The organism is Rhabdaerophilum sp. (assembly GCF_046092605.1).
Classification (GTDB): domain Bacteria; phylum Pseudomonadota; class Alphaproteobacteria; order Rhizobiales; family Beijerinckiaceae; genus Rhabdaerophilum.
This window is the reverse complement of sequence record NZ_JBJTDY010000020.1, coordinates 1-23,613: the sequence shown is the minus strand read 5'-3', so window position 1 is coordinate 23,613 and position 23,613 is coordinate 1. Positions and strand designations below refer to the sequence as shown.

Below are 23,613 nucleotides of genomic sequence, written 5' to 3'. Positions count from 1 at the left end.
CAGAAGGCGGGCGGGGAACGCCTGTTGCGGCCCCGCCTTCGACGTGCCTTCCCCGTTCGGCTCCTGTACCGGGATTTGTGCTGTGTTGCGTTCGCGTTTCTCGAAATTGTTCGCCAGGGCGGCGGGCCTCGTGCTGCTCCCGTTCCTGGTTCATGGGTCCGCTCTTGCGGCCAGCGGGCAGGTGGTGGGCACCGAGCAGTCGGGCTTCGGCCGGCTGGTCTTCACCTTCGATGCGCCAGTGGGCGCCAAGGTGCGCGCCGCGAATTCGGTGCTGATCATCGAATTCGATCAGGGCGTCGCCCTCAATCCCGACAAGCTGCCGCTGGAAGTGCCGAATTATGTCGGCGTTGCCCGTCTCGATCCTGACGGCCGCTCGATCCGCATCGGTCTCAATGGCCGTTACCGGCATGATATCAAATCGGCCGGCGAGCGCATCTTCCTGGATTTGATGGGTCCGCGCTGGCAAGGCCTGCCGCCGCCGCTGCCGCAGGATGTCATCGACGAACTGGTCCGTCGCGCCCGCGTCGCGGAAGAACGCGCGCGCCGCGTCGAGGTCGAGAAGAAGGTCGAGCGTGCGATGGATCTGCGCGTCGCCCATGCGCCCCGCTTCCGCCGCGCCATCTTCACCATGCCCCGCTCCGCGCCGATCGCCTATGACGAGCGCGATGGCGAGGTGACCCTCGTGTTCGAGGGCGATTTCGAACTGCCCGAAACGCTCGCCCGCTCGCGCCTTGCCGGCACCGCGGAAGGCGTGCGCGTCATCCGGGATGGATCGAGCCTCACGGTCAGCATGCGCGTTTCCGAAGGCATGAAGGTGCGCGGCTTCCGCGAGGATGACAGCTTCACGCTGGATTTCTCGCGCATCGATGGCCGCGCGCTCGCCGAGGGCCTCAACGAAGCGGCGGCGCCGGCCCCGGCAGCCTCGGCCCCTGCGCCGGCTGCGCCGGCCCAGCCCGCATCCCCGCCCGCTTCCCAGGCCGGGCCGGCACCATCGGCCGCCACCTTGCCGCGCATGGCGAAAAGCCCCGAGCCCTTGCCGCCGGAGACGCTGCTATCCGCCAGCACGGGCGATGCCATCGATTTCCGGATCGAGCAGGGGCGTGATCCCGAAGGATTCGCCCTTCGCCTTGGTGGCCTTGGCAAGGCGCCTTTCGCCATTCTCCAGCGCGGGCCGACGCTGCTCGTGGTGGTGGAAACACCGCAGACCCCCGGCATGCCCACCGTGCCGCCGGAGATGAAGAGGCATGTTGAAGGCGTGCAGATGTCGCGTCTGCCGCAGGCGACCGTCCTGCGCCTGACCCCCAAGATCGACGGACAATTCTGGCTGATGCGCGATGGCGGCGACATCGTTGTGCAGCGCGGAAAGAGCGAGGTGACGCCGGAGGCAGTGGCCGGTGCGCCGATTCGCCTGCAGCGCGTTTTCGATCGGCAGGGCCGCGATGCGCTCGAAGCCGTGTTCAAGGGCCAGGGGCGCCTCATCACCATCGAAGACCCGCAGACCGGCGGCAAGCTCGCCATCGTGCCGCTGGCCGAAGGCGCTTTCGCGAGCCCCAAGGCGCAGAGCTTCGCCGAAGTGGTGATCGAACGCACGCTCGCGGGCTTCGCCGCCCTGCCGCTGGACGAGGCGGTTACGCTCGCCCGCGGCGACAATGGCGTGCTGCTGAGCCACGAGATCCGTCTCAATCTCTCGTCGCTGCCTCCCCATGAGCCGGCGGCCGCGATGGATCGCAAGGCGCTGCTGATTGACTCTGACCAATATGACAAGCTCGCCCGCGAGCCGCTGCGCCTGCTGGAGCGCGGCCTGCTGCGCGCCGCAGCCGAGGCGCCGCGTGTGACCCGCCCTCAGGCGCGCCTTCGCCTTGCTCAGGCCTATCTCGCGCACAAGGCCTATCCCGAAGCCGAGGGCGTGCTGAATGTGCTCGCAGCCGATGATCCCGAGGCCGGCGCACAGAAGAACGTGATGTTTGCCCGCGCCTTTGCCGCGACCATGATGGGACGGCTGGCGGAGGCGACGCGCCTGCTCAACGAGCCGCAGCTTTCGCAGGAGCCGGAGCAGCGCCTGCTGCAGGCGCTCGTGGATGCGAAGTCCATGCGCTATCCGCAGGCGGTCAGCGGCTTCAAGGCCGGGATCGAGGCGCTCGACCGCTATCCCGATCGCCTTCAGGGCGATCTGCGCCGCTACGTTGTTGAATCCGCCATCGAGGCGGGTGATCCAGTCTTTGCCCGCGAACAGCTCAACGCCTTCGATCGCGTCGATCCGGCGTTCCGGGACAACGGCCTGCTGCAGTTGCTCGCTGGCCGCCTCGCGGAGTTCGAGGGGCGTGCCGTTGATGCCTTCACGGCCTACAGCCAGGCTGCCCGGTCGATGGATCGCCGCATCGAGGCGGAGGCGCGCTATGGCCGGGCGACAGCGGGTCTCGCCGCTCAAAAGATCACGCCCGAGGAGGCGAAGGCCGAATTCGAGACGCTGACCGCCATCTGGCGCCACAGCGAGACCGAAGTGAAATCTCTCGCCCGGCTCGGCGAGATTTATGCCGCCGAAGGGCGCTGGCGCGAAGCCTTCCTCGCCTCCCAGCGAGCGACCGGCCTCATGCCGAACCATCCGATTGCCAGGCGTCTCGAGGAGGCCATGGGTCGCCGGTTCGAGAGCCTGTTCCTGGATGCCGAGCAGCAGAAGATTTCCAAGGTGGAGGCGCTGGCCATCTATCAGGAGTTCCGGACCCTCGTTCCGGCTGGCCGCCGCGGCGACGAGATCGCGCGTCGCCTCGCGGATCGCCTGTTCGACCTCGACCTCGTGAATGAGGCGGCGGAGATCCTGGAGCATCAAGTGAAGCATCGGCTCGAAGGCGTGGCGCGCTCCATCGTGGCGACCCGCCTCGCGGTCATGCATCTCCAGAACCGTCAGCCGGTGAAGGCGCTGACCGTGCTCAGCGAAACGCGCCTGTCGAACCTGCCGCCGGAGTTGAAGCGCGCCCGCACGCTGTTGGAAGCGCGCGCGCTGGGTGAGGTGTTCCGCACCGGGCTCGCCATCGAACTGCTCGCCAACGAGACAGGAAACGACGTGGAGCGCCTGCGCGCCGACATCCACTGGAAGGGCAAGGCCTGGCGCGAGGCCGGTGAATCCTATGAGCGCATGCTCGGCGATGCCTGGCAGCGCGAAGAAACGCTCACCGAGCAGCAGCGCCTTGATGTGCTGCGCGCGGGCCTCGCCTATGTGCTCGCAGAAGAGGCGATGTCACTGGATCGGCTGCGGTCCAAATACCTGCCGAAAATGGCGAAGACCTCCGATGCCGGAGCCTTCAACATGATCGCGCTGGAGAATTACTCAAACCCGCAGGGCTTCCGCGAGGCGGCCCGCCAGGTTGTGAATGCCGATACCCTCACGGAATTCCTCGCCTCCTATCGCAAACGCTATCCGGAGACGGGGAGCGAGGCGCGGCCGGTTCGAGGCGCGAGCGACCAGCGGCAATCCTCGCTTCCCCAGGCAACCGGTCCGGGCTGAGGCGGCGGGGCGGCGCTAGAGCATTTTCCGATCCATTGGATACTTGGTCGGAAAATGCGTGAAACAAGGAGGAATGAGAGCATTTTCCGATCCATTGGATACCGGTTGGTCGGAAAATGCTCTAAATTGGTCCGAAGCTCTGCACGAGCGACCCCGCCACCAGCCGCCAGCCATCCACCAGCACGAAGAAGATCAGCTTGAAGGGCAAGGCCACCGTCACGGGCGGCACCATCATCATGCCCATCGAGATCAGGATGGATGACACGACCAGATCGATGATGAGGAACGGGATGAACAGCAGAAAGCCGATCTCGAAGGCACGCCGCAGTTCCGAGATCATGAAGGCCGGCACCAGCACCTGAAGCGGTGTCGCCTCGGGGGTGGCTGGCCGCGGCTGCCGTGACAGATTCATGAAGAGTTCGAGATCGGTCGTGCGCACATGCTTCAGCATGAAGGCGCGGAATGGTGCGGCCGTGCGCTCGAAGGCCTCGGCCTCGCGAATCTCGCCCGCGAGAAAGGGCTGGATGCCCTGCTGATAGGCCTGCTGGAAGGTTGGTGCCATGATGAAGGCCGTGAGGAACAGAGCGAGGCCGGTCATCACCGTGTTGGGCGGCGCGGTCTGGGTGCCGATGGCCGAGCGCAGCAGCGACAGGACGACCACGATGCGGGTGAAGGACGTGACCATCACCAGGATCGACGGCGCAAGGCTCAGGATCGTCAGCAGCGCCACAAGTTGAAGCGCGCGCTCGGTCAGGCCAATGCCCTGCCCGAAATTGATCGAGATATCCTGCGCATGGGCGCCTGTCGCCAGAGCCCCCCCGAAGATGCCGAGCAGGACGGCCGACAGCCAGGGGCGACGCCGGATGAAATCCGGTCGCGCGAAACGCGGGCAGGGCGGCGTGGCGCCAGAATTCTGCGGGTCCAGGATCGACATGCATGACAGGGATCATGATTCCCCCGCCTTGCGCCAGTGGCTTGCCCTGCGGGAAGATGAAACAGGGCAGGTTGCGCACGGCTTTCCGCACGCCCCGCCGATCGATCAGGGCCGGGGCGGTGCCGCAGGCCGGCCGAGCAGCTTCGCCATTTCCTCCTCGAGCATGTCCATCTCGGACTCGGTCGGCAGTCTGGCGGGTGGCGGAGGCGGAGCGGGCGCGGCTTCCGGCTCCATGGTCGCAACTGGCATCGAGGCAACCGGCATGGAAGCAACCGGCATGGAAGCAACCGGTATGGGCGCAGTCGGAATAGGCGCAGGCGGAATAGGCGCAGGCGGAATGGGCGGCGCAATGGAGGCGCGAGGACCAGGCGGCACGATCGGCCTCTGCAGCACTTCCGACAGGCGCCGCGCCATCTCGCTCATCGGTTCCGGGCGGGAAGTCTCGGCACGGGGCGCTTCCCCGCGCAGCGGCGAAGGCTGCGGCGGGGCCTGAACCAAGGGCTGTGCGGGCGGCACGGCAAAAGCCTGAAGAACCTGCGGGGGCTGCTGCAGTGGCGGCACCGGAGCCACGGGCCTGGCCGGCGCGGGAGCCTGCGCGGGCGTTGCCGGATATTCCATCGTTTTCACATCCCGCTCGAAATCAACCTCGAACTGGGCCACCGCAGCGGCCGCTGCTGGCGAGGTCGCCCCAGCCGCTGGCATCACCGGCTGGGCCATGGGGCGCGGCGCAGTTGGTGCGGTCGGCGCCGACGGGGCCACCGGACGTTGCGGAGCCTGCGGGGGCGCGGCCGGCGGTGCAACCGGGTTGGGGTGAAGGGCGATGATGGGTTTTGCAGGCTCGGCCGGCTCCATCAGCGGATCGCCCTCGGCCCGGCCGCGCAGGCTGCGTTCGCCGCGCACGATTCCCTGCTCGATCACGACATCGTTGGTGCCACCGATCAGCAGCAGATGCTCGACATTGTCGCGCCGGATGATGACGAGCTTTCGCCCCTCGCGGTCGAGCGGGAAGGCATCCGTCACGGCCAGCCGCTGCACCCGGCCGCCCCGCGTCGTGTTGCTCGAAAGGTTCAGGGCGGGCCTCAAGGCGCGAATCAGCCAAAGCGCAATCGCGATCACGACGATCAGAAGTATCAGCCCAAGCCCAATCCAGAGCATCGCGGAGACGGCGCTGTCGCCGGAGTTCAGCTTGTCGAGAAGAGATTGCATGGTTCAACCACCGGAAGCGACACGAGAACGCACCAGACATACCGAAAAAGCAGCATCATCCTTTGACGATGGCGTCAATGGCGAAGTCTCGATCCATTGTGTGAAACCGCCCCCTCGCCTGCAAAGCCCGACTGCCCGGAAATGGTGCAATTCGTTCCCGGCATTTACCTGATCTTAACCATGAATGCGGCAAGAATTTCCTTGTCGTCCGCCCGAATGGCGGATTTTGCCGAGGTCTTCATGATTCATGATCTTTCGACCTTCGCGGCCCTGAAGCAGCGCATGCGCTTCCTGCAGTCGCGCCAGAAGGTGCTGGCCGAGAACGTCGCCAATGCCGACACGCCCGGCTACAAGCCCAAGGACATCGCCCAGATCGGCATCGATCCCGCCTCGCGCGGCGCCGATGCCACCCGTCGCATGGCCGTGGCGCACTACAATCAGGCTGCAGGCCTGATGACCACCAGCGCGATGCATATCAACCCGGCGGCAAATGGCGCCGGCACAGTCGATCGTGGCGCGAGCTACGAGACCCGTCCCTCCGCCAATGCCGTGACCCTCGAGGACGAGATGCTCAAGGTGTCGCAGAACCAGATCGATTTCCAGACCGCGGCGAACCTCTACCAGCGCGGCCTCGCCACGCTGAAGACCGCCATCGGTCGCCGGTCCTGATGGAGGAGGGTGAACCATGGACTTCCTGAAATCCCTCGCCATCGCCGCTTCGGGCCTGCGGGCCCAGTCCGGCCGCATGCGCGTCATTGCCGAGAACGTCGCGAACGCCGATACGACGCCGACGCGCCCCGGCGAGCAGCCCTATCGCCGCAAGGTGGTGACCTTCCAGCAGAAGCTCGACAACGAACTTGGCGTCAGCACGGTCCAGCTCGGCAAGATCAAGCGCGACCGGTCCGAGTTCAAGACCCGCTTCGAGCCGGGCAATCCGCTGGCGGATGCCCGTGGTTTTGTCCAGAAGCCCAATGTCGACACCATGATGGAGACGCTCGACCTTCGGGAAGCCCAACGCAGCTATGAAGCCAACCTCAACGTCATCAGCACAACCCGCAGAATGCTGGCGCGCACGCTCGAAATCCTACGTGCCTGAGTTTCAATTACTCGCGATCGGAGAACACGATGAAAACGATGATGAATCCGGGCATTGCAGCGAGTGCTTATGCCCTGCAACAGAAGATGAATTCCAGCCCGGCTCCCCTGCTTGGCAAGAATGAGGCGGCGGGAGGCTCGTTTGCGGACATCCTCGAGGCGACCGTGGGTCGTGCCCAGGAAGCCGGCAAGAAGTCCGATGCTCTCGCCATGCGCGCGGCCGGCGGTACGCCCACCGATCTCGTTGAGGTCGTGACGGCGGTGGCCGAGAGCGAGGCGGCGCTGGAAAGCCTCGTGGCGGTGCGCGACCGTGTGGTCGCGGCCTACGAGGAAATCATGCGGATGCCGATCTGATGAATGGGGCGGAGCTGATCGAAGTCGGGCGCGACGGGCTCATCACCTTCTTCAAGGTGGGGATGCCGGTGATGGTGGTCGGCCTCCTCGTCGGCTTCGTCATATCGCTTTTCCAGGCGCTCACGCAGATCCAGGAACAGACCCTCGTCTACGTTCCGAAGGTCGCCGCGATCTTCGGTTCGCTTCTCTTCCTGCTGCCCTTCATGGGGGATGCGATGGCTGCCTTCATGGCCAGGATCGCCACGCGCATCATCTCGGGTGGCCTCTAGAGCATCCGCCCGCCAAGTGGATACCGGTTGGCGGAAAAAGCGGATGCGAAAACAAGAAGAGTGAGCGCCAGATCTGATTCAATCAGATCGGTTTGCGCTCTAGAGACGAATTCCTTCGGCAAAAGCAGCCGAATCATCGAATTGTAAGCAGGATGACGATCTCCATCCTGCCCGAATTCGCCCTGGCCTTCATGCTCGTGTTCGCCCGTGTGGGCACGATGATGATGCTCTTGCCGGCCCTTGGCGAGCAGGTGGCGCCGCAAAGGGTCCGGCTTTCCTTCGCGCTCTTCGTCACCCTGCTCACGGTTCCGGTCGTCCGGCCGAGTTTTGCGGGCATGGGGATGAATCTCGACCTCGCCATGCGCCTGCTCGTGACGGAGATCCTGATCGGCATCACCTTTGGCCTTTCGGCGCGGTTCCTGATGTCCACCCTGCAGACGGCGGGTGTGCTGATCTCCCAGCAGATCGGGCTCTCCTTCACGATGTCGATCGACCCCACGGGCGGCGATCTCGGCCAGGCAGCTGTCATTGGCACCTTCCTGTCGCTGCTCGGAATCTCGCTCATCTTCGCCTCGGACCTGCACCATGTCGCGATCTACGGGATCATCGACAGCTACCAGACCCTGCAGCCCGGCATGATGCCGGCCAGCGCGGATGCGGCTGAGCTCGCGCTGACGGTCGCGAATTCAGCCTTCATCACGGCGGTGCAGATTTCCGCGCCCTTCCTCGTCTTCGGCCTCGTCTTCAACGTCGGGCTCGGCATCCTCTCGCGCATGATGCCGCAATTGCAGATCTTCTTCCTTGCGATGCCCGCGATGATCCTGCTCGGCGCGGTGATCTTCATCGTAGTGCTGGGCCTGATGATGGACGGGTTCCTTGCCCATGTGGTGCGGGTCTACCGCGAATTCTTCCCCGGTCTGAGGTAGGCGCCGATGGCGGGCGATACCGATCAGGAAGACAAGACAGAAGAACCGACCGACCGCAGGATCGAACAATCGATCGAGCGCGGCGAGGTTCCGAAAAGCATGGAGGCGGCGACCTTCCTCGTGCTGGCCGGCGGCACGCTGGCGCTTTTCATCACGGGCGTGATCGGGCTCACGAATTTTGTCGCTGGAATGCGCGGCTATCTGGAGAATGCGCATCAGGTCTCGATGGATCAGAGTGGCCTGATGAGCATCTTCGCGCATGGCTCGCGCACCATGGCGGGCGTGCTTGCGCTGCCCTTCATCTTCGCGCTCGCCGCGGGTTTGGCTTCGGGCCTCATCATGCACAAGCCCCTCTGGACCACCGAGCCGATGGTGCCGAAGTTCAACCGCATCTCGCCCATGGCAGGGTTCAAGCGCATCTTCGGCAAGGAAGCGCTTGTGCAGTTCGTCAAGAGCCTCCTGAAATTCGCGATTGTCGGCGCTTTGCTCTTCTCTGTGCTCTGGCCGGAACGAAAGCGACTGGGCACGCTCGTGCAGCTCGACCCCGCCCTGATGATGGATGTCATCTGGTCACTGTCGCTGAAACTTCTTGGCGGCGTGCTTGCGGTCTTCGCCTTTGTCGCGGCGGCGGATATCCTCTATCAGCGCTTCACATGGCGGCAGCGCCTCAGGATGACGCGCGAGGAATTGAAGCAGGAATTCAAGGAGACGGAAGGCTCGCCCGAGATCAAGGCGAAACTCCGCAAGATCCGCTCGGAAAGGCTGCGCCAGCGCATGATGGCGGCGGTGCCGCAATCCTCGGTGATCATCACCAACCCGACCCATTATGCCGTGGCGCTGAAATACGAGGCCGGGATGAACGCGCCGGTTCTGGTGGCGAAGGGCCTTGATCTCATGGCGCTGAAGATCCGCGAGATCGCGAACGCCAGCGACATTGCCATCGTGGAGAACCCGCCACTCGCCCGTGCCCTGCATGCGCAAGTGGAAATCGACGAGGAAATCCCCGAAGAACACTACAAGGCGGTTGCGGAAGTGATCGGTTACGTGATGCGCTTGAGACGGGACCGTTTCTGAGCCAGAACGCTGGATAAGGAGTGCCCCGCGAATCCGCCGGGCAGGGGAGGTTTTCAAGGCATGCTGAAGGAGAGCCCCGCCGGCCCGCCGATCGACCGCAGCCAGCGGCATGGCAGCCCCGTGCTGCTGTTGCTGGTCACCCTGGTCGTGGTAGGTTCGGTGCTGTCGCTCGCGGTGCTCGACGAGCGCCATCATGCGACCGTGCTGACGCTGTTCCTCGCCGGTTTCGCGGCCCTCGGCGTTCTCGCTGCCTTCCTCTATGCTGTGGGCATCCTGCAATTTGCCGGGCGCGCCGCCCGCAACGACATCACCAAGGCCATCGTCGATGGTGCGGAGGAAGGCCAGCTCGTCCTCGATCGCGAGGGCAAGGTTCTCTATGCCAATGACGCTTACCAGTCCTTCTGTGGCGGCGTGCCGGGCCGCGCGGCAAGCATCCGCCCCGTGGAGCGCCTGTTCTCCGGGGGTTCGGATGTCAGCGAGGCTGTTTATCGCCTTGCGCAGGCCGCGCGCGAAGGGCGTGGCGCGACAGAGATCATCCGCCTCGTGCCTGCTCTCACGGGTGGCGCCAGCTACGGCTGGTATCGCGTCCGCGTCCGGCCGCTTTCGCGAGCGGGGGGCGACACGGCGGTGCATTGGCGCTTGACCGACATCACCCGCGACCGCGAGAAGCACGAGAATGAGTTCCAGGAACTCCAGCAGGCCATCTCCTATCTCGACAGCGCGCCGGCCGGCTTCTTCTCCGCCCGCCCCGAGGGGCGTGTTCTCTACCTCAACGCCACGCTCGCCGACTGGCTCGATTACGACCTCGCGGAAATCGCCGATCGTAATCTTGAGATCCGCGACATCGTGGCTTCCGGCGGGGAGGCGCTGCTCGCGCATGTGCAGGGGCAGCCGGGCGCGGTGCGCACCGAGACGATCGACCTCGACCTCAAGCGGAAGGGGGGACAGCGCCTGCCGGTGCGGCTGCTCCACCGCGTGGCTTTCGCGGCTGATGGCACGGCCGGCGTGTCACGCACGCTGGTGCTCAATCGCTCGGGGGAGGCGAGCGGCGCCGAGGGCCTGCGCGATGCCGAAGTGCGTTTCGCGCGGCTCTTCAACACCTCGCCCTTCGCCATCGCCACGCTCAGCCGGTCTGGCGGCATCGAGAGCACCAATGCGCGATTCGCGGGTTTCCTGCCGAACCAGCAGACCGCCGGCCCGCGCGATCTGCTGAGCCTGATCGCGCCGGCCGATCGCCCCCGCATCGAGGCGGCATTCACCCTGGCCCGTCACGGCACCGGCGAAAGCGAGCCGGTGGATGTGTCGCTGGCAGGCGAGGTGGGTCGCTCGGCGCGCTTCTTCTTCGTGCCCTCTGGCGCGAGCGAGCGCAGCGAGGAGGCCGTGATCGCCTATGCCCTTGAAACAACGGATGAAAAAAAGCTTCAGGAACAGCTTTTCCAATCCATGAAGATGAACGCTGTCGGCCAGCTCGCCGGTGGCGTGGCGCATGATTTCAACAACCATCTGCAGGCGATTGTCGGCTTCGCGGACCTGCTGGCCGGAAACTTCCGCGCGACTGATCCGCGCCATCAGGACGTGATGCAGATCAAGAATTCCGCCAACCGCGCGAAGAGCCTCGTGCGGCAATTGCTGGCTTTTTCGCGCCAGCAGACCTTGCTGCCCGAGACCATCGATCTTGGCGACCGGCTCGGCGATCTCAATGCGATGCTGAAGCGCTCGATCGGGCCGAATGTGGAACTGGATATCCGCCACGGCCGCGATCTCTGGCCGACCTTCGCGGACCCGGCTTCCTTCGACAACATGATCATCAACCTCGCGGTGAACGCGCGCGATGCCATGCCGGAGGGCGGTAGCCTCACCATCCGCACCTCCAATGTGCCTGCCGCGGAGACCGACAGTTACAATGTCGAGGGGCTGAAGCGAGGCGATTACGTGCTCGTCGACGTCACCGATTCCGGCTCCGGCATGTCACCGGAGGTGCGGCGCAAGATCTTCGAGCCATTCTTCACCACGAAGGAAGTGGGGCGCGGCACGGGCCTGGGCCTCTCCTCGGTCTATGGTTTCGTCACGCAATCCAATGGCTCGATCGACTGCCTGAGCGAATTGGGCAAGGGCACGACCTTCCGCATCTTCCTGCCCCGGCACGTGCCCCGCGCGGGCGACCTGCTGCCCGCCGGCGCGGATATGGCTGCTGCCGGCGAGGACGGCGCCCCCGAGATGGCTGCCGGGGGGCAGGCCCCTGCTCTGGCTGCGGCGGTTGTCGAGAAGGTGCCCATCGCGGACCTCACCGGCACTGGCACCATTTTGCTGGTGGAAGATGAGGATGCCGTGCGCAATTTCGGCGCGCGGGCCTTGCGCTCTCGTGGCTACACCGTGATCGAGGCCCAATCCGGCGTGGATGCGCTGCATCAACTCGAAACGCATGCGATGGAGGATATCGATCTGGTGGTTTCCGACGTGGTGATGCCCGAGATGGACGGCCCCTCCCTGCTGCGCGAGTTGCGCGCGCGCAAGCCGGAGATCCGCGTGATCTTCGTATCCGGTTATGCGGAAGAAGCCTTCCGCAAGAACCTGCCGGAGGGCCAGCAATTCGATTTCCTGCCCAAGCCCTTCAGCCTCAAGCAGCTGATCGAGGCCGTCAAACGCGTGATGAGTTGACGCCGCCGGCAGCGTCACTTCCCCTCGCGGCCATGAGCCCCCTGAACGAGACCGACCCCCTTGAACGAGAACCAGGCGCAAGATCCTGGAGCATTTTCCGATCCATCGGATACCGGTTGGTCGAAGAAAATGCGGGAAATAACAAGAAATTGGAACGGAATGTCTGATCCAATCAGATCGGAGTCCGCTCTAGAATATCATCCCGCCATCATAGGCGGCCGCGATACGCCCAAGGGCTGCCCGAGCGGCGTCATCCAACGGAAGTGGATCTTCCGGCACGGCCTGAATGCCCTTCCGGGGGAAATCAGCCTTTCCCCGCAACAAGCTCCGAAGCTCTGGCCCCCGCTCCATGCCACCTGCGCCCGCCGATTTCTCCAGCAGGCTGCGCAGGAAGGCAGGCGGCAAGTCCGGCAGGCTCGCCAAAAGGCCAGCCACGAGCCGTCGGGTCAATTCGCGGTCTGGGTGCTCGTCGCTCTCCCCGGCCTTCCCGAATTCATAGAGGTGCCTCACGATATCCCATGGTGCAGGCTCCTTCGGGAATCGCGCAGCGAGATGCACCTCTTCCTTCGCAACATAGAAACGGTTGAGGTCATCCCGAAAGGCAAGCCCGTAGCCCGCGGCCAGCAAACCAGGCTCCCATGAGCAGGCAGAATCCGCCATGCTTCCTGGCTGGACCGCCTCGATGCACATGACCCGCGGACGATGCCGCTGCAGATCGAGACCGGCCAGGACCATCCCTTCGGCTCCCTCGACGTCGATTTTCAGGAAATCCACTGTGCCGATCTTGCGTTCCTCGATGATCCCCGAGAGCCGCCGGATGGGCCGCTTCTCGCTGCGATAATCGACACCGAATTCGCGTGCACCCCGCGCATTCTCCTCAACGATAGTCGAAAAACCGTGCAGCCGGTCCACGCAATGGAACAAAACCTCGCCATCCCGATCACCGACCGGGTGATCGATCACCACGTCCCGCGGGCGGACCGCTGAATAGGCCTTGGCGAGAGCGCGCTGCGGCTCCACGACCAGCCCCCGCCAGCCGCGCAAATAGAAATGAAAACTCACATTGTCCGCAACGGGATGCCCACCGCCGACATCGATATAAAAACCTCGGTCCTGCTCCGCGAACAGGCATTCCAGATGGAAGTCCTCAAGCCTCTGGGCGTAGGAAATCTTCATGCTGCCACCCTTCTCCGGGTGCAAGGATTAAGCGAGGGGCAGAGAGTTGGCAAGCTCCAACCAGAACAAAAAAAGAACTTTACAACCAGAACAAAAAAGGAATAAATGGGTTGTTGAAGGCGCTCCGCCAATCTCCTAAGGAGGGTAACGTGTCTCAATCTGTGCTTCGACTCGTGGAAGGTTCCTCCATGGACAAGACCAAGGCTCTGGATGCCGCACTCTCGCAGATCGAGCGCGCTTTCGGCAAGGGCTCCATCATGCGGCTCGGGCAGCAGAAGGCGCTCGAGATCGAGACAATTCCCACGGGTTCACTGGGCCTCGACATCGCCCTGGGCGTCGGGGGCTTGCCGCGTGGGCGTGTGATCGAGATCTTCGGTCCGGAATCGTCAGGCAAGACCACACTCGCACTTCACACGGTGGCGGAGGCCCAGAAGATCGGTGGTGTCTCCGCATTCATCGATGCCGAGCATGCGCTCGATCCGATTTATGCCCGAAAACTGGGTGTCAACCTCGACAATCTTCTGATTTCGCAGCCGGATACCGGCGAGCAGGCGCTGGAGATCGCGGACACGCTGGTTCGCTCCGGTGCGGTCGATGTCCTCGTGGTCGACTCGGTTGCGGCGCTCACGCCGAAATCGGAGATCGAGGGTGAGATGGGTGAGGTTCAGCCGGGGCAACAGGCGCGGCTGATGAGCCAGGCGCTCCGCAAGCTCACCGCGTCGATTTCGCGCTCGAACACGATGGTCATCTTCATCAACCAGATCCGCATGAAGATCGGCGTGATGTATGGCAGTCCGGAAACCACGACCGGCGGCAATGCGCTGAAATTCTACGCCTCTGTTCGTTTGGATATTCGTCGCGTCGGCTCCATCAAGGAGCGCGAGGATATCGTAGGGAACACCACGCGCGTGAAGGTGGTGAAGAACAAGGTCGCGCCGCCCTTCAAGCAGGTCGAGTTCGACATCATGTATGGCGAAGGCGTCTCGAAAATGGGTGAACTCATCGATCTCGGCGTCAAGGCCGGGATCGTGGAGAAGTCCGGTGCGTGGTTCTCCTATGACAGCCAGCGGCTTGGGCAGGGGCGTGAGAATGCAAAGGCCTTCCTGAAGCAGAATCCTGCCTTGTCGGACAGGATCGAGCAGGCCCTTCGCCAGAATGCTGGCCTGATCGCGTCGGCCATTTTCGAGGGGGCTCCGGAAGAAGGTGACGATGAGGCCTAATCGCAATCTTGCGATGCTCTTGCGCTCGGGCGTGGACAGCGAGGGGGCCGCTGTCTAGAAGCGTTCCAGGCGAGGGCGTTTCCCGGTTGGGGGAAGCGCAGGGGCTTGGATCGCGGGAATGGTTGCAGGGTTTGGTCATGGCAAGTGTTGGTGAGGTTCGTTCGACGTTTCTCGAGTTCTTCGGCCGAAACGGGCACAGCATTCTGCCGTCCTCGCCGCTGGTGCCGCGAAACGATCCTACGCTCATGTTCACCACGGCCGGAATGGTTCAGTTCAAGAACCTTTTCACTGGTCTGGAGACCCGCAGCTACACCCGCGCCGCGACTGCTCAGAAGTGCGTGCGCGCCGGTGGAAAGCACAATGATCTCGACAATGTAGGTTATACTGCTCGTCATCACACGTTCTTTGAAATGCTTGGGAATTTCTCATTCGGCGATTACTTCAAGGAAGATGCCATTCGTTACGCGTGGACACTCGTCACGCGAGATTATGGCCTTCCAAGAGACAAGCTGAGCGTTACCGTTTATCATACCGATGATGAGGCTTTTGGACTCTGGAAAAAGATCGCTGGCTTGCCGGATGAGCGGATCATTCGCATTGAGACATCCGACAACTTCTGGGCCATGGGCGATACAGGGCCTTGCGGACCGTGTTCGGAGATTTTCTATGATCATGGCCCGCATGTCTTCGGAGGGCCACCGGGCTCGGCGGATGCGGACGGCGACCGCTTCATTGAGATCTGGAACCTCGTATTCATGCAGTATGAGTCACTTCCAGACGGCAGCCGCGTCGCCTTGCCGAAGCCTTCGATCGATACCGGCATGGGTCTCGAGCGCATCTCGGCCGTTTTGCAGGGGACGCACGACAACTATCGCATAGACCTGATGCGCAACCTCATCCTCGCGGTCGCGCAGTTGACGGGTGTGGATCCGGATGGGCCGCAATCCGCATCCCATCGTGTGATTGCGGATCACCTCCGTGCTTCGGCCTTTCTTGTGGCCGATGGTGTGCTGCCTTCGAATGAGGGGCGCGGATATGTTCTTCGCCGCATCATGCGTCGCGGCATGCGCCATGCCCATATGCTTGGTGCGCGCGAGCCACTGATGTATCGCATCGTCCCGGTTCTCATCCGGGAGATGGGGCAGGCCTATCCAGAACTTGTTCGGGCCGAGACGCTCATCTCCGAAACGCTTCGGCTGGAGGAAACGCGCTTCCGCAACACGCTCGAGCGTGGCCTTGCCCTCCTCGAAGGCGAGGTCGCCAAGTTGGGGGATGGCCAGGTTTTTTCCGGCGAGACCGCTTTCCGCCTTTATGATACCTATGGCTTTCCGCTCGACCTCACCCAGGATGCCCTTCGTTCACGCCGCATCACGGTCGATCTCGAATCTTTCCAGACCGCCATGGAACGGCAGAAGGCGGAGGCACGTGCGCACTGGGCCGGGTCCGGCGAGGCCGCGAACGAAACCATCTGGTTCCTGGTGCGCGACAAGGTGGGGGCGACAGAATTCCTCGGTTATGGCACAGAGGAGGCCGAGGGGGTGGTGACGGCCGTCGTTGCCGAGGGCAAGATGGTGGATCAAGCGCGCGGCGAAGTCGCGATCACGCTCAACCAGACGCCGTTTTATGCTGAAAGCGGTGGCCAGGTTGGCGATCAGGGCGTGATCCATGGTGATGGGTTCCGCCTGCGCGTCACCGATACGGTGAAGCGAGCCGGCGATGTCTTTGTGCATCTGGGGAAGTTGGAGGAGGGCGAAGTTGCTGTGGGCCGCGCGGCCTTCCTGCGGGTGGAGAAGGCGCGGCGTGCCGCCATCAGGGCCAATCATTCGGCGACGCATCTTCTGCATGAGGCCTTGCGGCAGGTTCTGGGCGAACATGTCGCGCAGAAAGGCTCGCTGGTCGAACCGGAGCGTCTCCGCTTCGACATCTCCCATCCCAAGCCGATTGCGGGCGAGGAATTGGAGCGGGTGGAAGACGTGGCCAATGCTATCGTGCTGCGGAATGAGCCGGTCGTCACACGGCTGATGGCGGTGGATGATGCCATTGCCTCCGGCGCGCGCGCGCTTTTCGGCGAGAAATATGGCGATGAGGTCCGTGTGGTCTCGATGGGCACGATCGACCGCCCCGATGGTAACAGCTCACCCTATTCGGTGGAATTGTGCGGGGGGACCCATGCCAATCGCACGGGTGACATCGGGCTTATTTTGATCGTGGGCGAGGGCGCGGTTTCAGCTGGCGTCCGTCGCATCGAGGCAATGACCGGCCATACCGCGCGCCGCTTCCTCAACGAGCAGAGCCGCAGGCTGAAGGGAGTGGCGCAGGTCCTGCGCGCCAATGTCGATGAGGTGGCGGAACGCGCTTCGGTTCTCGCGGAGGAGCGCCGCAAGCTCGATCGTGAACTCGCCGAGGCCCGTCGCAAGCTCGCGATGGGTGGCGGCTCGGCGGCGCCCGAGGCGACCGAGAAGGCGGGCTCCACTGCTTTTGTTGGCCGCAGCCTGCCGGGTGTCGAAGCGAAGGACCTGAAGGGCCTCGCGGATCAGGAAAAGGCGCGTCTCGGTTCGGGTGTCGTGGCACTCGGCGTGGTTGGCGAGGATGGTCGCGCCGGCCTTGTGGTCGGGGTGACGGCAGATCTGGCGCCCCGCATCAACGCCGTCGATCTCGTGAGGATCGGCTCGGAGATGCTGGGCGGCAAGGGCGGTGGCGGCCGGCCGGATATGGCGCAGGCGGGCGGGCCGGACGGCTCGCGAATGGCCGCAGCGCTCGCGGCCATTCGTGCTCGTGTCGCCGAACTGGGGTGAGGCATGGCCGGGAGCGGCGCCCGGACGTTCCGAAAGCGCTGCCATGAGGCGCTGGACGGCGGTTCACCGCAAGATGGAGCGAGCCGCATTGTTCACCGAGGAATTGTCGCGCTCATCCTCGTGAGCGTGATGGCGGTCATTCTTGAATCCGTGCCGAGCATTGCCGGGCGGTTCGGCCTGCTTTTTCAGGGCATAGAGCTTGTCGCGGCTCTGGTTTTCACCGGGGAGTATGTGGCGCGGCTCTGGGCCGCCGTGGAGCATCCGCTGCTGCGGCCGTTGCCGGCCTGGCGCGCCCGGCTGATTTATGTGGTGCAGCCGGCCTTGCTGGTCGATCTTCTTGCGATTCTCCCGTTCTACCTCGCGCTGGTAGGACCTGCGGATTTCCAGGTCCTGCTGATTTTCCGGTTGATCCGCTTCTTCAAGCTGGGCCGCTATTCGCCGGGCATGCGTTCGCTGCTCGAAGCCGTCCGCGCGGAAAGGCGTGCGTTGCTCGCCTGTCTCGTCATTCTCGGGGGGCTGATGATCGTGACCGCTGCACTCATGCATGTGGTCGAGGGCACGGCCCAGCCGCACAAGTTTGGCTCCATTCCCGAGGCGATGTATTGGTCGATCATCACGCTCACCACGGTGGGCTATGGCGATGTGCACCCCGTGACGAACGGTGGAAAGGTCCTCGCGGGCTTCACGGCCGTGCTGGGCCTCGTGATGCTCTCGCTGCCCGTGGGCATCATCGCGACCTCCTTCGCCGAGGTGATCCATCGCCGCGATTTCGTGGTGACCTGGAACATGGTCGCGCGCGTCCCGCTTTTCGCGACGCTGAATGCCGGAGAGATCGCAACCATCATGCGCTTCCTGCGCTCGCGGGTTCTGGAGGGGGGCGAGGTTTTGGTGCGGCGTGACGAGCCCTCGGTCGCGATGTTCTTCATCGCGAGCGGCGCGGTGGAGATCGAGATGCCGGGGCACCGCCTCAGGATGGAAACCGGCCAGTTCTTCGGCGAGGCCGCTTTGTTCAGCGAGGCGCATCGCACCGGCACGGTGCGAGCCCTCGAGGCAACGCATCTGCTCGCGCTCGACCGCGATGATTTCAGGATGCTGATGGAGCAGGATGCAGAGATCGCCCGTTCGATCAACAAGGCGATCCGCAGCCAGCGCATGCTGAACCCCGTGGAACCCGGCGGCGACATCGCCCGCGCGGAACTCCATGAGAAGAAACCGCCCTGATCAGTCCTGAAGCTTCGGCTCCGCGGCGAGAACGATCGCGCGGGTCTCTGGCGTCACCGGCACGCTTCTGCGCGTGGCCTGATCGACATAGGCCCAGATGACTTCGCCGGTCGCGCAAGCGTTTTCCTCACCCTCGCGGAATACGCCGAGGGTGAAGGTGATGCTGGATCGTCCGATGCGCGCGACCTTCACGCCCACCGCGAAGAGATCATCGAAATGCAGCGGCTGGCGGAATTCCACGCTGGCCTTGACCACGTGGAAATCGCAGCCCGTGCGTTTCGCATCCGAATAGCGCTCATGGTCCAGCGCGCGGAAATATTCGTGGATCGAGACATCGAAGAAGGTGAGGTAATGCGCGTTGTAAACGACGCCCTGCCCGTCGATCTCGGAATAGCGCACGCGATAGGGGTGGAAGAAGCGAAAGGCGCTGCGATTCATGATCCGCCTCTGCCGGTGCCGGATTGGGTCGGGGGCGGCGACACGAGAGAAACCAGATTCGGCCTTAAAACGAGAAAAGGGGTCCATGAGGCCCCTCATCCGTTGAAGGCAGGCTGGCCTCAGGAAGCCATCGCCTTGCGAAGGTTTTCGTCGATCTTATCGAGGAAGCCGGTGGTCGAGAGCCATTTCTGGTCGGCGCCCACGAGCAGTGCCAGGTCCTTCGTCATGGAGCCTGCTTCCACCGTGTCCACGCAGACCTTCTCGAGCGTGGTCGAGAACTTCGCGAGTTCCTGGTTGTCGTCAAGCTTCGCGCGATGCGCGAGGCCGCGCGTCCAGGCGAAGATCGAGGCGATGGAATTCGTAGAGGTCTGCTTGCCCTTCTGGTGCTCGCGATAGTGGCGTGTCACCGTGCCGTGCGCGGCTTCCGCCTCCACGATCTTGCCGTCGGGCGTCATCAGCACGGAGGTCATCAGGCCCAGCGAGCCGAAACCCTGCGCGACCGTATCCGACTGCACGTCGCCGTCATAGTTCTTGCAGGCCCAGACATAGCCACCGGACCACTTGAGCGCCGAGGCCACCATGTCATCGATGAGGCGATGCTCGTAGGTGATGCCGAGTTCCTTGTAGGCCTCCGCGAATTCGGCCTCGTAGACTTCCTGGAAGATATCCTTGAAGCGGCCGTCATAGACCTTGAGAATGGTGTTCTTGGTCGAGAGATAAACCGGATACTTGCGGTTCAGGCCGTAATTCAGCGAGGCGCGGGCGAAATCACGGATCGAATCATCGAGATTGTACATGGCCTGCGCCACGCCCGCGCCCGGCGCCTTGAACACTTCGCGCTCGATCACGGTGCCGTCCTCGCCCTCGAATTTCATCGTGAGCTTGCCCTTGCCAGGGAACTTGAAATCGGTCGCGCGATACTGGTCGCCGAAGGCATGGCGGCCGATGACGATCGGCTGGGTCCAGCCCGGCACGAGGCGGGGCACGTTCTTGCAGATGATCGGCTCGCGGAAGATCACGCCGCCGAGGATGTTGCGGATGGTGCCGTTGGGGCTCTTCCACATTTCCTTCAGGTTGAATTCCTTCACGCGCGCTTCGTCGGGCGTGATGGTCGCGCATTTCACCGCGACACCGTATTTCTTCGTGGCCTCTGCGGCCTCGATCGTCACCTTGTCATTGGTCTGGTCGCGGTATTCGATGCCGAGATCGTAATAATGCAGATCAATGTCGAGATAGGGATGGATCAGCTTGTCCTTGATGGCCTGCCAGATGATCCGGGTCATCTCGTCGCCGTCCATCTCCACAACCGGATTTCTGACCTTGATCTTTTTCATCTTATCCCCGCGATCCAACGTCTGAAGTTTGTTTCCCCCGCCGGCGCCCTGCATGCGCGAACGGACCGGCGCGGGCTATAGCATCGCGCCCGCGCGAGCGGAAGCCGATCCGGCATGAGGCTTTCGGGGGAAGGGAATGCACGGAACGGGTTGACCGCGCGCCGCGCGCGCCTCATCTGGCGAAAAGCACAGGCAGGGGCGGCAGTCATGAACGAGGCAGCGCAGCAGAATATCCAGCGACCGGCGCCGGTTGTGATCCTCGTCCGGCCGCAGCTCGCCGAGAATATCGGCATGTGCGCGCGCGCCATGGCGAATTTCGGCCTCTCCGAGATGCGGCTCGTCGCCCCGCGCGATGGCTGGCCGCAGAAATCCGCGCTGAAGAAGGGCGCCTTCTCTGCTGCCGCCGGCGCAACGCATATCCTCACCGCCGCGAAGCATTACGACACGCTTGATGCGGCACTTTTCGATCTCCACCACGTCTATGCCACCACCGCGCGCTTCCGGGAGCAGGCAAAGCCCGTAGAAGCGCCGGCGATTGCGCTGCCCGATGCCGCGCGCCGCATCGCCTCGGGCCAGAAGGTGGGGCTGATGTTCGGGCCCGAACGCACGGGACTCGAGAGCGACGAGGTGATGGCGGCTTCCTCCATCATCACCTTCCCCGTGAACCCGGAATATGCCTCGCTGAACCTCGCGCAGGCCGTGCTGCTCACAGGCTATGAATGGATGCGCGCTTCCCAAGGCGATGCGCTGCCCTTCACCATGCCCGAACCGAGCCCGCCCGCCCCGCAGGGCATGGTCGGCCAGTTCTTCGGCTTCCTCGAACAGGAGCTGGATCACGTGCGCTTCTTCCACCCCGAGGGCAAGAAGCCGGTGATGATGCGCAACCTGAGGAACATCATCCACCGCATGGCGCCCACCGAGCAGGATATCCGCACGCTCTGGGGCATGATCGACCTGCTCGCAAAGGGCGGCAAGAAACCGGGCTCGAAGAAACCGGGCTCGAAGAAACCGGGATCGAAGAACTCCTTGGCCGAGGGCGAGGCGCCGGCTGTCACGGATGCGTGAAGAGCCACGAATGCCGCATCCGCGGAAGGCAATCCGGCGTAACTTCTCCTGTCGAGGCTGATCCCGTGATTTCCCGTCGCAACCTTCTTGCTGCTTCGCTGGCATCGCCCTTTGTGGCGAATGCGGCGGCACGCGCGCAAGCTGCCGCGGTGCTGGACGTCGCGATCATCGGGGCGGGCGCCGCGGGTCTTCATGCCGCGCACCGGGCGCGCTCGCGCGGGCTGACGGCGCGGATCTTCGAGGCGAGCTCCCGCGTGGGCGGGCGCGTCTTCACCGATTCGAGTCTTGGCTCGGATTTCGAGGCCGGGGCCTTCTACATCCATTGGTCCGAGAGCAACCCATGGGCGGAAATCGCGAAAAATCTGGGCATCGAGGCGATCAGCGATAGCGGCCTCTGGGGCGGATTTGATGTGTTCTCCAATGGCCGCCGCCTTTCCGGCGAGGAGCGCAGCCGCCGGCGCGGTGGCTTCTGGCGCCTCTCGGGCGTGCTGGATGGCGAGCCTGCAAGCGCGGACATGTCCTTCGGCGAGGCCGCGCGCCGCGTGAGTCCGGATCAGCCGGAGGCCGCCAGCGGCATGACCCTGCTGAGCCTCGGCGAGGACGCCGATCGCGTTTCCATCCGCGATTACCAGCGGCTTCATGCGGGTGAAGATCTCGTATTGCCGCGCGGCTATGGGCGCCTGCTCGAACACTATGCCCGGGGGCTCGATATCGCGCTTTCAACCCCGGTGACGGCGGTCGATCATTCCGGACCAGCCGTGCGTCTCGAAACCCCGCGGGGCACCGTGACGGCGCGGGCGGTGATCATCACCGTCTCTGTGAACGTGCTGAAATCCGGCTCCATTCGCTTCACGCCCGAATTGCCGGCCGAAACGCGCAGCGCTCTCGATGGCCTCGGCATGGGGGCGCTCACGAAGCTTGCGTTGAAATTCGAGGGCACCAGGTTCGGCCAATCCCCCTGGACGCAGTTCTTCGACAGCGGCAGCCACGGCGATCTTGTGAATTTCGAATTCTGGCCCTGGGGAAATGATCTCGTCGTCGCGCATTTCGGCGGCGATTATGCGCGCGGCTTGGCCGCCCAGGGCGAGGCGGCGGCGGTGGAACACATGCTGGGCCGGTTCGTCGCGATCCTCGGCGCGGATGCGCGCAAGGCGTTTCGGGGCGGCCGCCTCGCAGGCTGGAGTGCCGACCCTCTCGTGCTCGGGGGCTATTCGATCGCAACGCCGGGGCAGGCCGACCAGCGCGAGGCGCTGGCCCGGCCCGTGGCGAACCGCCTGTATTTCGCGGGCGAGGCTTCGGCTGGTTCCGGCTCCATGACCGCCGGCGGTGCAGCGCTTGCCGGCGCCCACGCGATCGAGATCATCCGCAAGATGATCTGAGCAACTTGCTGTTGCCGCGCGAATCTCGGCTAGCTCTTCGCCGGAAGGTTGGGGCAAATGGGCGAAGCCGCAGCAGAAATGGGCAGGAAACCTCGCATTATCGTGTTTGATTCCGGGCTTGGTGGCCTCACCGTGTTCCGCGCGATCCGCGCTGCGCTGCCCGGAGCGGATTACCTCTACCTCGCGGATGATGCGCGCTTTCCCTACGGGGCGTTGTCGCCCGAAGATCTGATATCCGGCGTTCTCGACGTCATCGGTGCGGCGCTCGCCGATTTTCCGGCTGATTGTGTGGTCATCGCCTGCAACACGGCTTCCACGCTGGTGTTGCCTGCGTTGCGCGCGCGGTTTTCCATGCCCATTGTCGGCACGGTTCCGGCGATCAAGCCGGCGGCGGCGGCGACCAAGAGCGGGCTCATCTCCGTGCTCGCGACACCCGGCACCGTGAGCCGCGATTACACCGCCGAACTCATCCGCGATTTCGCGAATGGCGTGGGGGTGACGCTTGTCGGCTCGAAGGCTCTGGCGGGCCTCGCCGAGCGCGCACTTCGTGGCGAAACCGTGCCGGATGAAGCGATCCGGGCCGAAATCGCGCCCTGTTTCGTCGAGCAGGACGGGCGTCGCACCGATCACATCGTGCTCGCCTGCACGCATTATCCCCTGCTGCTGGATCGCCTCAGGGCGCTCGCGCCCTGGCCGGTGGAATGGATCGACCCGGCTCCCGCCATCGCGCGCCGCGTGGTGCAGGTGCTGGCGTCTGAGGCGGCGGGGGAGGGGCAGTTTCAGGCCCATTCCACGAAACCCGGCGCGGATGCCGCCCTGCGGGCCTTGGCGGAGCAGGCTCGCGCGAAGGAGCAGGGGCTATCGCGCCTTAGCATCCGAATGTCAACAAGATTCCGATGCAGCAGATCGAGAGTTCAATTTCACAAGTTACTGACGCAAAGGTATGTTGGATAAAACTATCTTATTG

At 64.0% G+C, this 23,613-nt stretch carries 19 protein-coding genes; 14 read left to right on the top strand and 5 right to left on the bottom strand.

Annotated elements, in window-relative coordinates:
* The first annotated feature begins 85 nt into the window (after positions 1–85).
* Entirely contained in the window at positions 86–3,502 is a 3,417-nt protein-coding gene (locus ACKODO_RS02005; RefSeq protein WP_408981786.1) for a tetratricopeptide repeat protein, read from the top strand.
* Between the two features lie 121 nt (positions 3,503–3,623).
* Here ACKODO_RS02005 and fliP read toward each other — a convergent pair whose 3' ends face one another.
* On the bottom strand, positions 3,624–4,436 hold the full coding sequence (gene fliP, locus ACKODO_RS02000) for a flagellar type III secretion system pore protein FliP (protein WP_408981785.1): 813 nt from the start codon (positions 4,434–4,436) through the stop codon (positions 3,624–3,626).
* A gap of 105 nt (positions 4,437–4,541) precedes the next feature.
* The gene (locus ACKODO_RS01995; protein ID WP_408981784.1) at positions 4,542–5,642 is read right to left on the bottom strand and encodes a hypothetical protein; all 1,101 of its coding nucleotides are present in this window, start codon (positions 5,640–5,642) and stop codon (positions 4,542–4,544) included.
* Between the two features lie 201 nt (positions 5,643–5,843).
* Between ACKODO_RS01995 and ACKODO_RS01990 the strand changes: the two genes are divergently transcribed.
* The 7 genes from ACKODO_RS01990 to cckA all read left to right on the top strand — a co-directional run bounded on the left by ACKODO_RS01990 (position 5,844) and on the right by cckA (position 12,018).
* Complete coding sequence (locus tag ACKODO_RS01990; RefSeq protein WP_408981783.1) at positions 5,844–6,311, top strand: flagellar basal body protein; 468 nt, start codon at positions 5,844–5,846, stop codon at positions 6,309–6,311.
* A gap of 16 nt (positions 6,312–6,327) precedes the next feature.
* Positions 6,328–6,738: a flagellar basal body rod protein FlgC gene (flgC, locus tag ACKODO_RS01985; RefSeq protein ID WP_408981782.1), complete on the top strand. Its 411-nt coding sequence runs from the start codon at positions 6,328–6,330 to the stop codon at positions 6,736–6,738.
* A 29-nt stretch (positions 6,739–6,767) separates the two neighbouring features.
* Positions 6,768–7,091 (top strand): flagellar hook-basal body complex protein FliE, encoded by a 324-nt coding sequence (locus ACKODO_RS01980; protein WP_408981781.1) that lies wholly within the window; start codon positions 6,768–6,770, stop codon positions 7,089–7,091.
* Positions 7,091–7,360 (top strand): flagellar biosynthesis protein FliQ, encoded by a 270-nt coding sequence (gene fliQ / locus ACKODO_RS01975; RefSeq protein ID WP_408981780.1) that lies wholly within the window; start codon positions 7,091–7,093, stop codon positions 7,358–7,360. The genes ACKODO_RS01980 and fliQ overlap by 1 nt, the downstream gene beginning before the upstream one ends.
* A gap of 152 nt (positions 7,361–7,512) precedes the next feature.
* Positions 7,513–8,286 carry a flagellar biosynthetic protein FliR gene (gene fliR, locus ACKODO_RS01970; RefSeq protein ID WP_408981779.1) on the top strand — a complete coding sequence of 258 codons (774 nt, stop codon included), beginning with the start codon at positions 7,513–7,515 and terminating at the stop codon, positions 8,284–8,286.
* A gap of 6 nt (positions 8,287–8,292) precedes the next feature.
* Positions 8,293–9,360 (top strand): flagellar biosynthesis protein FlhB, encoded by a 1,068-nt coding sequence (gene flhB / locus ACKODO_RS01965; protein ID WP_408981778.1) that lies wholly within the window; start codon positions 8,293–8,295, stop codon positions 9,358–9,360.
* Positions 9,361–9,420: 60 nt separating this feature from the next.
* Entirely contained in the window at positions 9,421–12,018 is a 2,598-nt protein-coding gene (cckA, locus tag ACKODO_RS01960; RefSeq protein WP_408981777.1) for a cell cycle histidine kinase CckA, read from the top strand.
* A gap of 189 nt (positions 12,019–12,207) precedes the next feature.
* On the opposite strand, the gene ACKODO_RS01955 is transcribed toward cckA, so the two are convergent.
* Positions 12,208–13,194: an FkbM family methyltransferase gene (locus ACKODO_RS01955; RefSeq protein ID WP_408981776.1), complete on the bottom strand. Its 987-nt coding sequence runs from the start codon at positions 13,192–13,194 to the stop codon at positions 12,208–12,210.
* Positions 13,195–13,343: 149 nt separating this feature from the next.
* On the opposite strand from ACKODO_RS01955, the gene recA reads away from it, so the two are divergent.
* The 3 genes from recA to ACKODO_RS01940 all read left to right on the top strand — a co-directional run bounded on the left by recA (position 13,344) and on the right by ACKODO_RS01940 (position 18,430).
* The gene (gene recA, locus ACKODO_RS01950) at positions 13,344–14,414 is read left to right on the top strand and encodes a recombinase RecA (RefSeq protein ID WP_408981775.1); all 1,071 of its coding nucleotides are present in this window, start codon (positions 13,344–13,346) and stop codon (positions 14,412–14,414) included.
* A 137-nt stretch (positions 14,415–14,551) separates the two neighbouring features.
* A complete protein-coding gene (alaS, locus tag ACKODO_RS01945; RefSeq protein WP_408981774.1) occupies positions 14,552–17,209 on the top strand; it encodes an alanine--tRNA ligase in 2,658 nt (885 codons plus the stop codon).
* A gap of 3 nt (positions 17,210–17,212) precedes the next feature.
* Positions 17,213–18,430: a cyclic nucleotide-gated ion channel gene (locus tag ACKODO_RS01940; RefSeq protein ID WP_408981773.1), complete on the top strand. Its 1,218-nt coding sequence runs from the start codon at positions 17,213–17,215 to the stop codon at positions 18,428–18,430.
* On the opposite strand, the gene ACKODO_RS01935 is transcribed toward ACKODO_RS01940, so the two are convergent.
* A complete protein-coding gene (locus ACKODO_RS01935; protein WP_408981772.1) occupies positions 18,431–18,868 on the bottom strand; it encodes an acyl-CoA thioesterase in 438 nt (145 codons plus the stop codon).
* 119 nt (positions 18,869–18,987) lie between these two features.
* Positions 18,988–20,202 (bottom strand): NADP-dependent isocitrate dehydrogenase, encoded by a 1,215-nt coding sequence (locus ACKODO_RS01930; RefSeq protein ID WP_408981771.1) that lies wholly within the window; start codon positions 20,200–20,202, stop codon positions 18,988–18,990.
* 207 nt (positions 20,203–20,409) lie between these two features.
* Between ACKODO_RS01930 and ACKODO_RS01925 the strand changes: the two genes are divergently transcribed.
* The 3 genes from ACKODO_RS01925 (at position 20,410) to murI (ending at position 23,600) form a co-directional block, all read left to right on the top strand.
* Positions 20,410–21,267: an RNA methyltransferase gene (locus tag ACKODO_RS01925; RefSeq protein WP_408981770.1), complete on the top strand. Its 858-nt coding sequence runs from the start codon at positions 20,410–20,412 to the stop codon at positions 21,265–21,267.
* 65 nt (positions 21,268–21,332) lie between these two features.
* Positions 21,333–22,646, top strand: coding sequence for a flavin monoamine oxidase family protein (locus ACKODO_RS01920; RefSeq protein WP_408981769.1), 1,314 nt, complete (start codon positions 21,333–21,335; stop codon positions 22,644–22,646).
* Between the two features lie 78 nt (positions 22,647–22,724).
* Positions 22,725–23,600 carry a glutamate racemase gene (gene murI, locus ACKODO_RS01915; protein WP_408981797.1) on the top strand — a complete coding sequence of 292 codons (876 nt, stop codon included), beginning with the start codon at positions 22,725–22,727 and terminating at the stop codon, positions 23,598–23,600.
* Positions 23,601–23,613: the final 13 nt, after the last annotated feature.

Coding starts and splice junctions, on each gene's coding strand:
- fliP (WP_408981785.1), bottom strand. CDS start 4,436: ATGTCGATCCTGGACCCGCAGAATTCTGGCGCCACGCCGCCCTGCCCG.
- ACKODO_RS01995 (WP_408981784.1), bottom strand. CDS start 5,642: ATGCAATCTCTTCTCGACAAGCTGAACTCCGGCGACAGCGCCGTCTCC.
- flgC (WP_408981782.1), top strand. CDS start 6,328: ATGGACTTCCTGAAATCCCTCGCCATCGCCGCTTCGGGCCTGCGGGCC.
- ACKODO_RS01980 (WP_408981781.1), top strand. CDS start 6,768: ATGAAAACGATGATGAATCCGGGCATTGCAGCGAGTGCTTATGCCCTG.
- fliQ (WP_408981780.1), top strand. CDS start 7,091: ATGAATGGGGCGGAGCTGATCGAAGTCGGGCGCGACGGGCTCATCACC.
- fliR (WP_408981779.1), top strand. CDS start 7,513: ATGACGATCTCCATCCTGCCCGAATTCGCCCTGGCCTTCATGCTCGTG.
- flhB (WP_408981778.1), top strand. CDS start 8,293: ATGGCGGGCGATACCGATCAGGAAGACAAGACAGAAGAACCGACCGAC.
- cckA (WP_408981777.1), top strand. CDS start 9,421: ATGCTGAAGGAGAGCCCCGCCGGCCCGCCGATCGACCGCAGCCAGCGG.
- ACKODO_RS01955 (WP_408981776.1), bottom strand. CDS start 13,194: ATGAAGATTTCCTACGCCCAGAGGCTTGAGGACTTCCATCTGGAATGC.
- alaS (WP_408981774.1), top strand. CDS start 14,552: ATGGCAAGTGTTGGTGAGGTTCGTTCGACGTTTCTCGAGTTCTTCGGC.
- ACKODO_RS01940 (WP_408981773.1), top strand. CDS start 17,213: ATGGCCGGGAGCGGCGCCCGGACGTTCCGAAAGCGCTGCCATGAGGCG.
- ACKODO_RS01935 (WP_408981772.1), bottom strand. CDS start 18,868: ATGAATCGCAGCGCCTTTCGCTTCTTCCACCCCTATCGCGTGCGCTAT.
- ACKODO_RS01930 (WP_408981771.1), bottom strand. CDS start 20,202: ATGAAAAAGATCAAGGTCAGAAATCCGGTTGTGGAGATGGACGGCGAC.
- ACKODO_RS01925 (WP_408981770.1), top strand. CDS start 20,410: ATGAACGAGGCAGCGCAGCAGAATATCCAGCGACCGGCGCCGGTTGTG.
- murI (WP_408981797.1), top strand. CDS start 22,725: ATGGGCAGGAAACCTCGCATTATCGTGTTTGATTCCGGGCTTGGTGGC.